Source organism: Lysobacter yananisis (assembly GCF_031199375.1).
GTDB lineage: Bacteria > Pseudomonadota > Gammaproteobacteria > Xanthomonadales > Xanthomonadaceae > Lysobacter > Lysobacter yananisis.
Window position 1 is genome coordinate 5,682,915 of the sequence record NZ_CP133568.1, and the last position, 14,538, is coordinate 5,697,452.

At 71.1% G+C, this 14,538-nt stretch carries 9 protein-coding genes and 1 pseudogene; 6 read left to right on the top strand and 4 right to left on the bottom strand.

Going from position 1 to position 14,538, the window contains the following annotated elements:
* Positions 1-30: 30 nt before the first annotated feature.
* Positions 31-1,122, bottom strand: a complete 1,092-nt coding sequence (locus RDV84_RS23385; RefSeq protein ID WP_309151800.1) for a GGDEF domain-containing protein — start codon at positions 1,120-1,122, stop codon at positions 31-33.
* 324 nt (positions 1,123-1,446) lie between these two features.
* Between RDV84_RS23385 and RDV84_RS23390 the strand changes: the two genes are divergently transcribed.
* The gene (locus tag RDV84_RS23390; protein WP_057947024.1) at positions 1,447-1,845 is read left to right on the top strand and encodes a hypothetical protein; all 399 of its coding nucleotides are present in this window, start codon (positions 1,447-1,449) and stop codon (positions 1,843-1,845) included.
* A gap of 795 nt (positions 1,846-2,640) precedes the next feature.
* Here the strand turns inward: RDV84_RS23390 and RDV84_RS23395 are convergent.
* The 3 genes and pseudogenes from RDV84_RS23395 to ispG form a co-directional block, all read right to left on the bottom strand.
* A pseudogene (locus RDV84_RS23395) lies at positions 2,641-4,656 on the bottom strand (S8 family serine peptidase); the annotation flags it as partial.
* A 386-nt stretch (positions 4,657-5,042) separates the two neighbouring features.
* Positions 5,043-5,693: a phosphatase PAP2 family protein gene (locus RDV84_RS23400; protein WP_309153770.1), complete on the bottom strand. Its 651-nt coding sequence runs from the start codon at positions 5,691-5,693 to the stop codon at positions 5,043-5,045.
* A 158-nt stretch (positions 5,694-5,851) separates the two neighbouring features.
* Complete coding sequence (gene ispG / locus RDV84_RS23405; RefSeq protein WP_309151802.1) at positions 5,852-7,129, bottom strand: flavodoxin-dependent (E)-4-hydroxy-3-methylbut-2-enyl-diphosphate synthase; 1,278 nt, start codon at positions 7,127-7,129, stop codon at positions 5,852-5,854.
* Between the two features lie 291 nt (positions 7,130-7,420).
* Here ispG and xseA point away from each other — a divergent pair, with 291 nt between their 5' ends.
* The 5 genes from xseA to RDV84_RS23425 all read left to right on the top strand — a co-directional run bounded on the left by xseA (position 7,421) and on the right by RDV84_RS23425 (position 14,485).
* Positions 7,421-8,764 (top strand): exodeoxyribonuclease VII large subunit, encoded by a 1,344-nt coding sequence (gene xseA / locus RDV84_RS23410; RefSeq protein ID WP_309151803.1) that lies wholly within the window; start codon positions 7,421-7,423, stop codon positions 8,762-8,764.
* Positions 8,765-8,797: 33 nt separating this feature from the next.
* Positions 8,798-9,133, top strand: coding sequence for a DUF6053 domain-containing protein (locus tag RDV84_RS27065; protein WP_425608185.1), 336 nt, complete (start codon positions 8,798-8,800; stop codon positions 9,131-9,133).
* The gene (locus RDV84_RS23415; RefSeq protein WP_057947020.1) at positions 9,130-10,776 is read left to right on the top strand and encodes an acetolactate synthase large subunit; all 1,647 of its coding nucleotides are present in this window, start codon (positions 9,130-9,132) and stop codon (positions 10,774-10,776) included. The genes RDV84_RS27065 and RDV84_RS23415 overlap by 4 nt, the downstream gene beginning before the upstream one ends.
* 27 nt (positions 10,777-10,803) lie before the next feature.
* On the top strand, positions 10,804-12,291 hold the full coding sequence (locus tag RDV84_RS23420; protein WP_309151804.1) for an aldehyde dehydrogenase family protein: 1,488 nt from the start codon (positions 10,804-10,806) through the stop codon (positions 12,289-12,291).
* 346 nt (positions 12,292-12,637) lie between these two features.
* Positions 12,638-14,485 (top strand): vWA domain-containing protein, encoded by a 1,848-nt coding sequence (locus tag RDV84_RS23425; RefSeq protein WP_309151805.1) that lies wholly within the window; start codon positions 12,638-12,640, stop codon positions 14,483-14,485.
* The last annotated feature ends 53 nt before the right edge of the window (positions 14,486-14,538 follow it).

The following is a 14,538-nucleotide window of genomic DNA, read 5'->3' on the forward strand; positions in this document are numbered from 1 at the left end:
CAGGCCAAAGCCGCCCCTGCGGCGCACCGCTCACTCCGACTCGGCCAGCACCACCCGGTTGCGCCCGCCGCGCTTGGCCGCGTACAGCGCCTGGTCGGCGCGGGCGAAGGTCGCCGCGGGTTCCTCGCCGGTGCGATACGCGGCCAGGCCGATGCTCACCGTCAGCGGCAGGCCCAGCGGCAAATTGGCGATCGCCTCGCGCACGAACTCGCATTGCAGCTGCGCCTGCGGCTGCGGCGCCTCGAACAGCAGCAGGAACTCCTCGCCGCCGTAGCGCGCCACGCTGCCCGGCCCCGGCGCGTACAACCGCAGCGCGTCGGCGACAGCGAGCAGCACCCGGTCGCCCTCGGCGTGGCCGTGGACGTCGTTGATGGTCTTGAAGTGATCGATGTCGAGCACCGCCACCTGCAGCGGCGCGGCCGCGTGGCTGCGCGCCACCGCCTGCTCCAGCGCCAATGCGAACGCGCGCCGGTTGGGCAGGCCGGTCAGCGGATCGGTGCGGGTCAACGCGGCCAGGTCGGCATTGCTGGCCTCCAGCGCCGCGTTGCTCGCCTCCAGTTCGGACTGGTACTGCAGCAGGCGATGCTCGTACCACTCGCTCTCCTGCAGTTGCCGCGCCAGCGCGCGGCTCACCCGGCGCAGTTCCATCGCCCGCGAGGCCTGCCGCGACAGCGCGGTCAGCGCCTGGTGCTGCTTGTCGGCGAGGTCGCGCGGCTTGGTGTCGATCACGCACAACGTACCCAGCGCGTGGCCCTCCGGCGTCACCAGCGGCGCGCCGGCGTAGAAGCGGATGTTGGGATCGTCGAGCACCAGCGGATTGCCGGCGAAGCGCGCGTCGTCGCGCGCGTCGGGCACCACCAGGGTCTGGTCCGGACGCAGGATCGCATGGGCGCAGAACGCCAGTTCGCGCGGCGTCTGGCGCGCGGCCAGGCCGGTGCGGGCCTTGAACCACTGGCGCTGCTCGTCGATCAGGCTGACCAGCGCGATCGGCGCGTCGCACACCGCCGCGGCGATCGCCACCAGGTCGTCGAAGTCGCGCTCCGGCGGGGTGTCGAGGATGTCGTAGCTGCGCAGCGCCTGCAGGCGCTGGGCTTCGTTGACGGGAGTCGGAGGTTTTTGCACGGCGGTGTCCGGACGATGACGGTCGCGACGGGCGCGGTCGGCTTCCAAACGGGGCTTGCGCGGCCGCCCGCGCGATGCGGGCGACCGACGCCGGCCAGTCTAGCAAGCGCCGGCGCGGCGTCGGCGGCGCGCTCTCGGAGCCGCCGCATGCGCCGCCGTCAAGCGCCGGCGCGTACGGATCGGCGAAGCGGCGATGGCGGTCACAACGCGGCCGCGACGCCGGCACGGCGCGGTTTCCTTCGCCTGCAATGTCGCGCGGCTAGACTCGCGTTCCGGTCGTCGCGCGGGGCGCGCACGGCGCGGCGGCGACGAGGAGGCAGCGGGGTGCAGGTGGAGACCAACGATTACGTCGAGCTCAAGCACGAGATCCTCGACGGCATGCGCAGCTACATGGAAGACCTGGCCCAGGACGGCGCCGACGCCGGCTACGGCGCGGCCGAGATCGACGAATGCGAACGCGTCATCGACGCCTTGCTCGCCGCGCTGCGCAACGCGGTCGGCGACGGCGAGCGCGTGCCCTCCCCCGCGCAACTGGACCGCAGCGCGCGCGCCGCGGTCGAACAGGCCGTGCGCGCGCTCAACGCGCTCAACGCGCGCTGCCGCTACAACCTGATCGAGACCGACCAGCGCGAAGGCCTGTGCGAACTGGTGCGCAGCGCCCTGGCCGGCATCGGCGCGCTGCGCGGCCAGGACGATCCGACCGAACCGTGGCGCGAGTGGTAGCCGCGCGTCGCGCACCGTTTCGGATTCGCCGTTCCCCCTTCGCCGCTTCGGATTCGCAGCTTCGGATTCGCCGCTGCAGGTTCGCCGCTCCCGCACCGCCGTGCGCGTGCGCGGCACGCCGGATCGCCGCGCGCCCCGCTCCCGTCGGCCGGACCCGATCGACGCCGATGAAAACGCCGGGCCCGCATGGGACCCGGCGTTGGGTTGACGCAAACGCGATTGCGGAATCGCGACCGACCCGCGAAGGGTCGGTCGCGACCCGGCTCAACGCGCGCTGCGCTCCGGTTCCACCGGCCTGGCGCCGAGGCGGTCGGCACGCACCGCCTTCGGCGCTGCCGCTGCCGCTGCCGCAACCGCAGCCGCCGTCGGCGCCGGCACCGACACCGCGATCGGCAGATGCAGGCTCGGCGACTTGCGGCCCAGCAACGGCTTGAGCTGCAGCTTGCCGAAATGCCAGCTGCCGTCGGCCGCGTACTTGCGGCTGAACACGAACACGCTGACCGGAGTCTTGCTGCCCGGCGCCGAGACGAACACCGGCGGGAAGGCGATGCCGTCCACGCCCTCCACCTGCGCCAGCCACAGTTCCGGCAACACGCCCTGGGCGTGGCGGAAGCTGCGCTGGAAGGTGCACGAGCGCTTGCAGTCCTGTTGCTGCATGCTGGCCAGGTTGAGCTGGGCCGGATCGCCGCCGGCGGCCGGGTCGGCCGCGCGGTAACGCGCCGTGGTCTCGTTGAGCACCAGCCCGGACTTCACCGCCTGATCGACCTGGATCCGGCCCGAGCCGGTGTCGAACGGATTGGCCGCGGTCACGCCGTCCTCGAGCAGCATCCCTTCCCTGGCGGTCATCATCAGCGCCGACTTGATCTCCGCGGCGGTCCAGTTCGGACGCGCCTGGCGCAGCAGCGCCGCCGAGCCGGCCTGGTGCGGCGACGCCATCGAAGTGCCGCTGAGCAGGCCGACCAGGTTCTCGCTGCCGCCGATCGTGGTGCCGGCCAACACCGCCAGCACGCTGACGCCGGGCGCGGCCACGTCGGGCTTGATCAGGTTGAACCCGCCCGGGCCGCGCGAGCTGAAATCGGCGATCAGGTCGGGCGTGTTCGGCACCGGCGTCGGCGGGAAGCCGATGCCGCCGGTCGAGGTATTGCCGTTGCCGGCGGCGAAATCGCGCAAGGCGTTGCTGTCGTCCTGCGCCGCCGCGAACGCCGGCACCGTGGTGCCCGGCACGCTCGGCGTCACCCCGGTGGCCTGGTTGTTGGCGATCACCACCGCGATCGCGCCGGCGGCGGCGGCGTTGTTGACCTTGATCGAGAAGTTGCAGGTGCCGCGCCGCACCACCGCGATGGCGTTGGCGAACGCGCCGGGGGCGAAGCCCGCGCAGCCGTCGTCGGCGCTGTCGATGCCGGCGCTGATCCGCACCGGCGTGTTCGGCGGAATCGACGCGGTCAGCGAAACGCCGCCGCTGCCGTCGTTGAGCTGCACCGCCTGCAGGTCGGACGGCACCGTGCCGGGCCCGGTGATCTGCAGCAGCGTGGCGAAGTTGCCGCGGCCGTGGGTGCTCGCCGCGGTGGTGGAGACCCACGGCTGCTGGTGGCCGTTGGTGCTCGGGTCCGGACCGCTGTTGCCGGCCGAAGCGGCGATGAAGATGCCGGCGTCGGAGGCGTTGAGGAAGGCCAGCGATACCGCTTCGCCCCAGGGCTCGCCGCCGCCGCCGATGGAGTAGTTGATGACGTCCACGCCGTCGACGACGGCCTGGTCGATCGCCGCCAGCGCGGCGGAATCCGGGCACCAGCCCTGGCCGGCGGCGTCGGTGTAGCAGATGTCGTAGGCGACGATGTTGGCGTGCGGGGCGACGCCGGAGATGCGGATGTCGCGGCCCTTGTAGTTGGCGGTCCAGGCGTTGCCGGCCGAGGTCGAGGCGGTGTGGCTGCCGTGGCCGTTGGTGTCGCCGAAGCCCGGCTCCTCGCGGATGCCCGGCTGGCCGCACATGTTGGCCGGCTCGCCGCAGACGAAGTCCCAGCCGCCGATCAGCTTGTCGTTGCAGCGGCCTTCGTCGACGCCGCCGGGCGCGCAGGTGCCCAGGTACTGGCCGGCGCCGTTCGGATTGACGTGGCGGTAACCGCTGTCGTCGATCGCGGCGAACGCCGGGCTGCCGAAGTTGATGCCGGTGTCGAGGATGCCGACCACCACGCCTTCGCCGCGCCACTGGGTCGGCTTGGCGTTCCACAGCGCCGGCGCGCCGATCAGCTGCGGGCCGACGTCGGTGTCGAGCGGATAGTCGCGGCTGGCCTGCACCAGCGCCACGCCGGGCAGCTTGGCCACGCGCGCGGCCTCGCTCGCGCTCATCCGCACCACCGCGCCGTTGACCGCATGGCGCAGGCGCCGCTCGACCTTGAGCGTGCGCCCGAGCGCGGCGTTGATGCTGCGCTCGTGGTTGCGCTGGACGTTGTCGAGATAGTTCAGATACCTGCTCGCCTGGGCGCCGCGCACGTCGATGCGGGCGTTGCCGCCGCCGGCGATGCGCGCCGCGGCGCTGTTGGCGTTCTGCGCGCCGGCCACGCGCTGCGGCGCCGCCAGCCCGGCGACTTCGCCGTTGTAGACGCTCAGCGGCGCCTCCTGGTACAGCACGACATAGCGTTGGCCGGCGGAATCGGCCGGGGCCGCGCGTTGCGGCGCGGGCGCGCCGCCGACCGACGCGTCGGCGCTGGCCGCGGGCCGGTTCAGGCCGCCGACGGCGGCGGCCGCGGCGAGCGCGGTCAGGCCGCTCAGTCCGAGGGCGATGGCGATGGTCAGCCGGTTCTTTGCGTTGGGCATCGGGTGGTCCTCCACGTATCGTTCGCGAAGAAGCCGCTGCACGCCTGTCCCCTGTCAACAGGCAGGTCGCGGTTCCGGGGGCGGGCCGGGAGGGATCGCCGTGATCGAGCGTCGTCCGTGAACCGGCGCGTCGTGCGGACGCACCGGCCGATCGCTCCTGCCACCGTGCCGCGCGGCGTCGCCACGCGGACCGAACCTCCTGCCCACGGCCACACTGCGCGAGCCGGCGGAATTTCGGCGTGACCTCGCGCACAAATCGCATTTGGTTACAGGTTCGCCGCCGGCGTGTTGCGGCGCTGCAACTTCACTTGGCTAAACCAGTCTCGGCGCCGGATCGTTCGTGCGCGTAACCGCGCGGGCGAACGGCCGCGCGCGGGCCGCCGCGCTCAGCCTTCGCGCGCCTGCCACGGCCGCCGCACGCCGCCGCGATAGACCAGCAGGTACACCGCGACCGCCCAGGCCGTGGCCACCGCCCAGCCGGCGAGGATGTCGGAGGGGTAATGCACGCCGAGGTACAGGCGGGAGAAACCCACCAGGACCGTGAACGGAACCGTCAAAGCCACCACCAGCCAACGCCAGCGCGTCGGCCAGCACAGCAGGATCAGCACCGCCGCCAGCGTCATCGAGCCCATCGCGTGGCCGCTGGGAAAACTGTAGTTGTGCTCCGGCGCGATCGACTCCCACAGCGACGGCCGCTCGCGCGCGAAGAACTGCTTGGCGGCGATGTTGAGCAGGCCCGAACCGCCGAGCGCGATCGCCGCGTAGCTGGCCTCGCGGAAACGCCGCGTGACCGTCAGCGCGATCACCAGCACGATGTCGAACGGCACCACGCCCCACTGGTAGCCGAGCTTGGCGATCACGCTGAAGAACAGGTCCAGGCTGTGCCGCGACAGGCCGTGCGCGTATTCCAGCACCGGCACGTCGTACACCAGCGACTCCTGGCGGTGGATGTCGTCGGCCAGTTCGGCGAAGGCCCACAGCGGCAGCAGCAGTCCGGCGAACACCAGCAACAGGGTCCAGCCGTGGCGGCGCAGCAGCGCCGCGCCGAAGCGCGCTTCCTGTTCGAATGCGCTGTCGTCGGCGCCGCGGCGGCGCGCGGCATGCTGCTCTTGCGAGCGCGGGCCTTGCGGGTGCGGGCTTTCCGCGCTCGCCGCCGCGGAACGCGGCGGCGCGGCGTCCGCGCGCGGGTCCTCGCTCACGCCGCTCCGCCGGCCGCCGTCACGCCGTAGCGGCGCTCGACGTAGCCGTCGATCAGGGCGACGAACTCGCGGGCGATGTTCTCGCCGCGCAGGGTCACGGTCTTCTCGCCGTCCTCGAACACCGGCGCCGACGGCGCCTCGCCGGTGCCCGGCAGCGAAATGCCGATGTTGGCGTGGCGCGATTCGCCGGGGCCGTTGACCACGCAACCCATCACCGCCAGGGTCAGGTTCTCGGCGCCGGGATGGGTGATCTTCCACTCCGGCATCTTCGCGCGCACGTGCTCCTGCACGGTCTGCGCCAGTTCCTGGAAGAAGGTGCTGGTGGTGCGGCCGCAACCCGGACACGCGGTGACCATCGGGGTGAACGCGCGCAGGCCCATGGTCTGCAGCAGTTCCTGGGCGACGATGACCTCGTTGCTGCGCGCCTGGCCCGGCTCGGGCGTCAGCGAGATGCGGATGGTGTCGCCGATGCCTTCCTGCAGCAGCACGCCGAGCGCGGCGCTGGACGCGACGATGCCCTTGCTGCCGATGCCGGCCTCAGTCAGGCCCAGGTGCAGCGCGTAGTCGCCGCGCGAGGCCAGTTCGCGATACACCGCGATCAACTCCTGCACGCCGCTGACCTTGGCGCTGAGCACGATGCGCTCGGCCGGCAGGCCCAGTTCGACCGCGCGCGCGGCCGAATCCAGGGCCGAACGGATCAGCGCCTCGCGCAGCACCCGGCCGGCGTCCCAGGGTTCGACGCGGTTGGCGTTTTCGTCCATCAGCTGGGCGGCGAGCGCCTGGTCGAGCGAGCCCCAGTTGGCGCCGATGCGCACCGGCTTGGCGTACTTGATCGCGAACTCGATCAGGGTCGCGAACTGGCTGTCCTTCTTCTTGCCGAAGCCGACGTTGCCGGGGTTGATGCGGTACTTGCCCAGGGCTTCGGCGCAGGCCGGCTCGGCGCTCAGCAGCTGATGGCCGTTGTAGTGGAAGTCGCCGATGATCGGCACTTCGATGCCCATCATCGCCAGCTTGTCGACGATCCGCGGCACCGCCGCGGCGGCCTCGACGGTATTGACGGTGACGCGCACCAATTCGGAACCGGCGCGCCACAGTTCGGCGACCTGCTTGGTGGTGGACGCGACGTCGGCGGTGTCGGTGTTGGTCATCGACTGCACCACCACCGGCGCGCCGCCGCCGACCTGGACGCCGCCGATGGCGACGCTGCGGGTCAGGCGGCGCGGCAAGGGGCCGAAATCGGGGACGGAGCAAGGCAGGACGGCGTCGGAATTCATGGGCCGCATTGTAGCGCCGGGGCGGTGGGCGCAGGTGCGGCGGGGGTGAAGCGGGGCTGACGCGGCGGGAGGCTTGGGCCACAGGGCGATCGGGCCGAAAGGCGTCGGGCCTGAAGGCCCTCCCACAAGGGCTTGGCCCTGGCATAAGGGCTCGGCTGTCGTGGGAGGGCCTTCAGGCCCGATGCTCTCCGATCCGACTCGGCAAAGCCGGCCCCGGAAGCACGCGGCGGGACGGGTTAACATCGGCGCAACTGTTTCGCTCCGGGCGGCTGGCGCCGCTATCGCTCGCTCATGCCCCCCAGTTCCCCCGACGAAGTCCTCACCCCCAGCCAGCTCAACACCCTGGCCCGCGACCTGCTCGAGGACACCTTCCCGCTGATCTGGGTCGAGGGCGAGCTGGGCAATCTGTCGCGGCCGTCCTCGGGCCATCTGTACATGACCCTCAAGGACGCGCGCGCCCAGGTCCGCTGCGCGATGTTCAAGCCCAAGAGCAGCTGGCTGAAGTTCGTCCCGCGCGAAGGCCTGCGCGTGCTCGCGCGCGGCCGGCTGACCCTGTACGAAGCGCGCGGCGACTACCAGTTGGTGCTCGACCACATGGAAGAGGCCGGCGAAGGCGCGCTGCGCCGCGCCTTCGAGGAACTCAAGGCGCGACTCGCCGCCGAGGGCCTGTTCGACCGCGAGCGCAAGCGCGAACTGCCGCGCTTCCCCGAACGCATCGCGATCATCACCTCGCCCAGCGGCGCAGCCGTGCGCGATGTGCTCAGCGTGCTCGGCCGGCGCTTCCCGCTGGCCCAGGCCGAGGTGCTGCCGGTGCCGGTACAGGGCGACGGCGCGGCCGAGAAGATCGTGGCGATGCTGCAGCGCGCCCAGGCCGCGCAGCGTTACGACGTGATCGTCCTCGCCCGCGGCGGCGGTTCGCTGGAAGACCTGTGGGCGTTCAACGACGAGCGGCTGGCGCGCGCCATCGCCGCGTCGGACGTGCCGGTGGTTTCCGCCATCGGCCATGAAACCGACTTCACCCTCGCCGACTTCGCCGCCGACGTGCGCGCGCCCACGCCTTCGGTGGCTGCCGAGTTGCTGGTGCCGCAGCGCGACGATCTGCTGCACCGCTTGCGCGTGCTGGATGCGCGCCTGGGGAACCTGCACAGCCAGCGCCTGCGCCAGGCGATGCAGCGCACCGACCGCGCCGGCCTGCGCTTGAACGCGCTGCGTCCGCAGGCGCGGCTGGCGGCGCTGCGCAACCGCCAGCAGGACGCGCTGCGCCGGCTCGAACAGGCCTGGCGCCTGCGCATCGAACGCGAGACCGCGCGCCTGCGCCACAGCGACGCGGTGCTGCGCGCGCACCATCCGCAGCGGCGCATCGCCCGCCTGCGCGAGCGTCTGGCCGCGCTGGCGCCGCGCCCGCGCGCGGCGTTGGCCCGGCGCCTGCACGGCGATGCGCTGCGCCTGCGCGGGCTGGCGCGCTCGCTGGAAGCGGTGAGCCCGCTGGCGACGGTCGCGCGCGGCTACGCCATCGTCCAGCACGACGACGGCCGGGTGGTGCGCAGCGTGCTCGACGCCGCGCCGGGCGACCGCCTGAGCGCGCGCGTGCAGGACGGCCAGATCCGGGTCAGGGTCGAACCGCGCGAAGACTGATCCATCTGCGGTCGTGTGAGGGCCTTCGCTCTCGTGGGAGGGCCTTCAGGCCCGATGCTTTCGTTTCAGTTCGCGACCATCCGACAGAAGAGCGTCGGGGCTGCAGCCCCTCCCACAAACACCCCGGCATTTGCTATGCCTCAGGCTTTCGTGAGAGGGCCTTCAGGCCCGACGCTTTTGTTGCGGATCGCCGCGAATCGACCGAAGAGCGTCGGGCCTGAAGGCCCTCCCCACAAGAGCGCGCCAGCGCTTTTCCGGATCGGGCCACAGCGCCCGCCGGCCCGCACCGTTCCACCACCGTCGCCCCTCGCTCACGTGGTTTGCGCGATCCTTGCGGTCCTGCGTTTCCGTCCCCGGAGTTCCGCATGACCAAGGCGTCCGACCTCTTCGTCGCCGCGCTCGAAGCCGAAGGCGTGCAGTACGTGTTCGGCATTCCCGGCGAAGAGAACCTCGACCTGCTCGAGTCGCTGCGCACCTCGACGATCGAGCTCGTCCTCACCCGCCACGAACAAGCCGCCGGCTTCATGGCCGCGACCTACGGCCGCCTGACCGGCAAGGCCGGCGTCTGCCTGTCGACCCTGGGCCCGGGCGCCACCAACCTGGTCACCGCCGCGGCCTACGCCCAGCTCGGCGCCATGCCGATGCTGATGATCACCGGGCAAAAACCCATAAAGACCAGCAAGCAGGGCCATTTCCAGATCGTCGACGTGGTCGACACGATGCGTCCGCTGACCAAGTACACCCGCCAGATCGTCGCCGCCGACAGCATCCCGGCGCGCGTGCGCGAGGCCTTCCGCCGCGCCGAGGAAGAGCGCCCCGGCGCGACCCACCTGGAACTGCCGCAGGACATCGCCGGCGATCCGACCCAGGCGCGGCTGATCCCGGCCTCGTTCTCGCGCCGCCCGGTGGCCGAGGACAAGGCCATCGAGCGCGCCGCGCAGGCCATCGCCCAGGCCCGCCACCCGATCCTGATGGTCGGCGCCGGCGCCAACCGCAAGACCACGTCCAAGACCCTCGAACAATTCGTCGCCAAGCTCGGCATCCCCTACTTCACCACCCAGATGGGCAAGGGCGTGCTCGACGAGGAAGGGCCGCTGTGGCTGGGCAACGCGGCGCTGTCGGACCACGACTTCGTCCATCGCGCCATCGACGCGGCCGACTGCATCGTCAACATCGGCCACGACGTGATCGAGAAACCGCCGTTCTTCATGCGCGAAGGCCGGCGCACGGTGATCCACGTCAACTACGCCGCGGCCGAGGTCGATGCGGTGTATTTCCCGCAGATCGAGGTGATCGGCGACATCGCCCATTCGGTCTGGCGCCTGAGCGAGGCGCTGCAGCCGCAAGCGCACTGGGACTTCGGTTATTTCGACCGGGTCCGCGCGGCGCTGCTGGAGCAACTCGCCGAACGCACCTCCGACGACCGCTTCCCGATGGCGCCGCAGCGGCTGGTCGCCGACGTGCGCCGCGAGCTGTCGCCGCGCGACGTGGTCTGTCTCGACAACGGCCTGTACAAGCTGTGGTTCGCGCGCAGCTACCGCTGCCGCGAGCCCAACACGTTGTTGCTCGACAACGCGTTGGCAACGATGGGCGCCGGCCTGCCCTCGGCGATCGGCGCGCGCATCGTCTGCCCGGACCGCAAGGTGGTGGCGGTGTGCGGCGACGGCGGCTTCATGATGAATTCGCAGGAGCTCGAAACCGCGGTACGCCTCGGCCTGGACCTGGTGGTGCTGGTGCTGCGCGACGACGCCTACGGCATGATCAAGTGGAAGCAGGCGCACGAGCGCTACCCGAGCTTCGGCATGGACCTGGGCAATCCGGATTTCGTCGAATACGCGCACAGCTACGGCGCGCGCGGCCATCGCCCGGCCAGCGCCGACGAGTTCGCGCCGCTACTGCGGCGCGCGCTGGACACGCCCGGCGTCGATCTGATCGAAGTGCCGATCGACTACAGCGACGACGATACGATCCTCAACCAAGACATTCCCCAGCGCGCCGCCGCGGTGGTCTGAGCGCGGCGCAACCTACGGAGCATCCTCATGGCCAAGTCCGAGAAGAAAAGCAAAGCCGCCAAGCCCGCCAAGGGACTGAAGAGCAGCTATCCCTACTACCTCGCCGGCCGCGCCGTCGCCGCCAACGGCGACCTCGACGTGCTGGACAAATACAGCGGCAAGCGCGCCACCCGCGTGGCGATGGCCGACGCGGCGGCGGTGCGCAAGGCCATCGTCGCCGCGCACAAGGCGCGCGAGGCGATGGCGCAGTTCGCCCCGGACCGCCGCCGCGACGTGCTCGAACACTGCGTGCGCCGCTTCGGCGAGCGCTTCGAGGAACTGGCGCTGGCGCTGTGCATCGAGGCCGGCAAGCCGATCAAGGACGCGCGCGGCGAAGTGACCCGCCTGATCGATACCTTCCGCATCGCCGCCGGCGAGGCCACGCGCGACCCGGGCACGCTGCTGGAGCTGCAGATCTCGCCGCGCACGCGCGGCTACCGCGGCATGGTCAAGCGCGTGCCGATCGGCCCGTGCAGTTTCATCACCCCGTTCAATTTCCCGCTGAACCTGGTCGCGCACAAGGTCGCCCCGGCCATCGCCGCCGGCTGCCCGTTCGTGCTCAAGCCGGCGATCAAGACCCCGGTCGGCGCGCTGATCATCGCCGAGATCCTGGCCGAGACCGACCTGCCCGAAGGCGCGTTCTCGGTGTTGTGCTGCTCCAACGAGGACGCCTCGCTGCTGGTCGAGGACGAGCGGATCAAGCTGCTGAGCTTCACCGGCGGGCTGATCGGCTGGGACCTCAAGGCCCGCGCCGGCAAGAAGAAAGTGACCCTGGAACTGGGCGGCAACGCGGCCTGCATCGTCGACGCCGATCCCGGCGCGAGCCTGGACCACGTGGTCGAGCGGCTGGTGTTCGGCGCTTACTACCAAAGCGGCCAGAGCTGCATCAGCGTGCAGCGCATCTACGCCCACGCCGATGTCTACGACAAGCTGCGCAAGAAGCTCAAGGCCGCGGTCGGCGCGCTGCGCATGGGCGATCCGCGCGAGGAGAGCACGTTCATCGGCCCGGTCGTGGACGAACAGGCCGCGCAGCGCATCCAGGCGTGGATCGACGCCGCGCTCAAGGGCGGCGCCAAGCGCATCGCCGGCGGCGCGCGCCAGGGCACGATGATCCCGGCGACCTTGCTGGAGAACGTGCCGCGCGACGCCGAGCTGTACCGCAAGGAAGCCTTCGGCCCGGTCGCGCTGATCGAGCCGTTCGACGATTTCGACGCCGTGATCGACCGAGTCAACGACAGCGACTTCGGCCTGCAGGCCGGCGTCTTCACCGGCCGCCTCGACCACGCCATGCGCGCCTGGGACCGGCTCGACGTCGGCGGGGTGATCGTCGGCGACGTGCCGAGCTTCCGCGTCGACAACATGCCGTACGGCGGAGTCAAGGATTCCGGCCAGGGCCGCGAGGGCGTGCGTTACGCGATCGAGGACATGAGCGAGCAGCGGTTGCTGGTGATACGCGATCCAGCCGAAGCGGTGTAACCCCGGCCGCATCCGAAGCCCGGAACCACCCCGCCTCGCTCTGCCTCACTCCGCCACCAGCCACGCCGCGCCACCCTCCGCAAGCGCCCATCCCCCTCCCCGTCATTCCGGCGAAAGCCGGAATTCATGTTGATTTTCGCTCCGACTTTTCGTGCGGGAAGAGCGGAAAGGCAAGATCAAAATGGGTTCCGGCTTTCGCCGGAATGACGGGCTGGGGAAAAGTGACGGGCTGTGGGGGAAGTGACGGTCTGAGGGAAACGCCCCCTCCAAAAAAATCGCCCCGCTTAACCCCACCCACCGACCCCGCCCGTTCGCCTTCCCAGGTCCACACACCAGGGAAGCCACCATGTCCGCCGTCGCCCGTCCGCAGTCGCCGCGCCTCGCCCTCCATTGCCTCAGCGCGGCGCTGCTCGCCGCCTTCGCCCTGGCCGGTTGCCAGTCCACCGGCAGTCCGGCCGACAAGCAGGCCGAGGCCGCGCCGGCCGCGGCGCCGGTCGACGCCGCCGCCAACGTCCAGTCGCCGGCGATACAGACACTGCCCGCGCAGCCCATCGTGGAGCAATCCGCGCCGGCGGCGACGGCCAAGCCGATGGCCGACGCCCTGGAACGCGTCCAGGTCACCGGCTCGCGGGTCGCGCCGGCGCCGATGCGCCGCTCCGATGCGCGCGCCAAGCTCGCCGCCGCGCCGCAAGGCTTCATCGCGCCCGCGCCGGCCCCGCCGCCGCCCCCGCCGTTCTACCAGCAGGCAGCCAACACCGAGAAGTACGCCGCGCGCGAGGACAATCCGGTGCAGCGCGCCAGCGAGCAGCCGCTGTCGACCTTCTCCATCGACGTCGACACCGGCAGCTACGCCAACGTGCGGCGCATGCTCAACGACGGCATCCGCCCGCCGGCCGACGCGGTGCGCGCGGAAGAGTTCATCAACTACTTCGATTACGGCCACCCGGCGCCGACCTCGCGCGCGGTGCCGTTCAAGGTCTCCACCGAACTGGCGCCGGCGCCGTGGAACGCGCAGCGGCAGCTGCTGATGATCGGCATCAAGGGCTTCGAGGTGCCCAAGCAGAACCTGCCGCCGGCCAACCTGGTGTTCCTGATCGACACCTCCGGCTCGATGAACTCGCCCGACAAGCTGCCGCTGCTCAAGAGCGCATTCTCGATGCTGGCCCGGCAGCTGCGGCCGCAGGACCGCATCTCCATCGTGGTCTACGCCGGCTCCGCCGGACTGGTGCTGGCGCCGACGCCGGGCGACAAGCAGCAGGAGATCCTCGACGCGCTCGAACGCCTGCAGGCCGGCGGCAGCACCAACGGCGGCGACGGCATCCGCCTGGCCTACGCGACCGCGCGCCAGGGCTTCATCAAGAACGGCGTCAACCGGGTGATCCTGGCCACCGACGGCGACTTCAACGTCGGCACGGTCGGCACCGACGCGCTGGAAACCCTGGTCGCCGACCAGCGCAAGACCGGCATCGCCCTGACCACGCTGGGCTTCGGCGCCGGCAACTACAACGACGAACTGTCGGAGAAGCTGGCCGACGTCGGCGACGGCAACCACGCCTATATCGATACCGTGCAGGAAGCGCGCAAGGTGCTGGTGCAGGAGATGGGTTCGACGCTGATGACCATCGCCCGCGACGTCAAGATCCAGATCGAGTTCAATCCGGCGCAGGTCGCCGAGTACCGACTGATCGGCTACGAAAACCGCCTGCTCAAGCGCGAGGACTTCGCCAACGACAAGGTCGACGCCGGCGACATCGGCGCCGGCCACGAAGTCACCGCGCTGTACGAGATCACCCCGGTCGGCTCGAAGGCCAACCGCCTGCCGCCGCTGCGCTACGCCCAGGCCGCGCCGGCCGCGAGCGGCGGCAACGGCGAGATGGCCAACCTCAAGCTGCGCTACAAGCGTCCCGGCGAAGACCGCAGCCAGCTGATCGAAACCCCGATCCTGAATTCCAGCCGCCGCGCCGTCGCCAGCGATTCGCTGCGCATGGCCGCCTCGGTCGCGGCCTTCGCCGACGCGCTGCGCGGCGGCAGCCAATACGACGGCTGGGGCTGGGAGCAGATCCTCGGCGCCGCGCGTGGAGTGAAGACGGCCGATGCCTCGGGCCAGCGCGCCGAGTTCGTGCGCCTGGTCGAGCGGGCCAAGGCGCAGATCGGCGAGCTCAAGCCGACCGCGGACGTGGCGATCAGCCACTAAGGCGTGGTGCACGCCGCCGGGGTTCGATTCGCGACGCAGTCAGGCCCGTCGCG

Coding starts and splice junctions, on each gene's coding strand:
- xseA (WP_309151803.1), top strand. CDS start 7,421: ATGCCCCCCAGTTCCCCCGACGAAGTCCTCACCCCCAGCCAGCTCAAC.
- RDV84_RS23425 (WP_309151805.1), top strand. CDS start 12,638: ATGTCCGCCGTCGCCCGTCCGCAGTCGCCGCGCCTCGCCCTCCATTGC.
- ispG (WP_309151802.1), bottom strand. CDS start 7,129: ATGAATTCCGACGCCGTCCTGCCTTGCTCCGTCCCCGATTTCGGCCCC.
- RDV84_RS23420 (WP_309151804.1), top strand. CDS start 10,804: ATGGCCAAGTCCGAGAAGAAAAGCAAAGCCGCCAAGCCCGCCAAGGGA.
- RDV84_RS23415 (WP_057947020.1), top strand. CDS start 9,130: ATGACCAAGGCGTCCGACCTCTTCGTCGCCGCGCTCGAAGCCGAAGGC.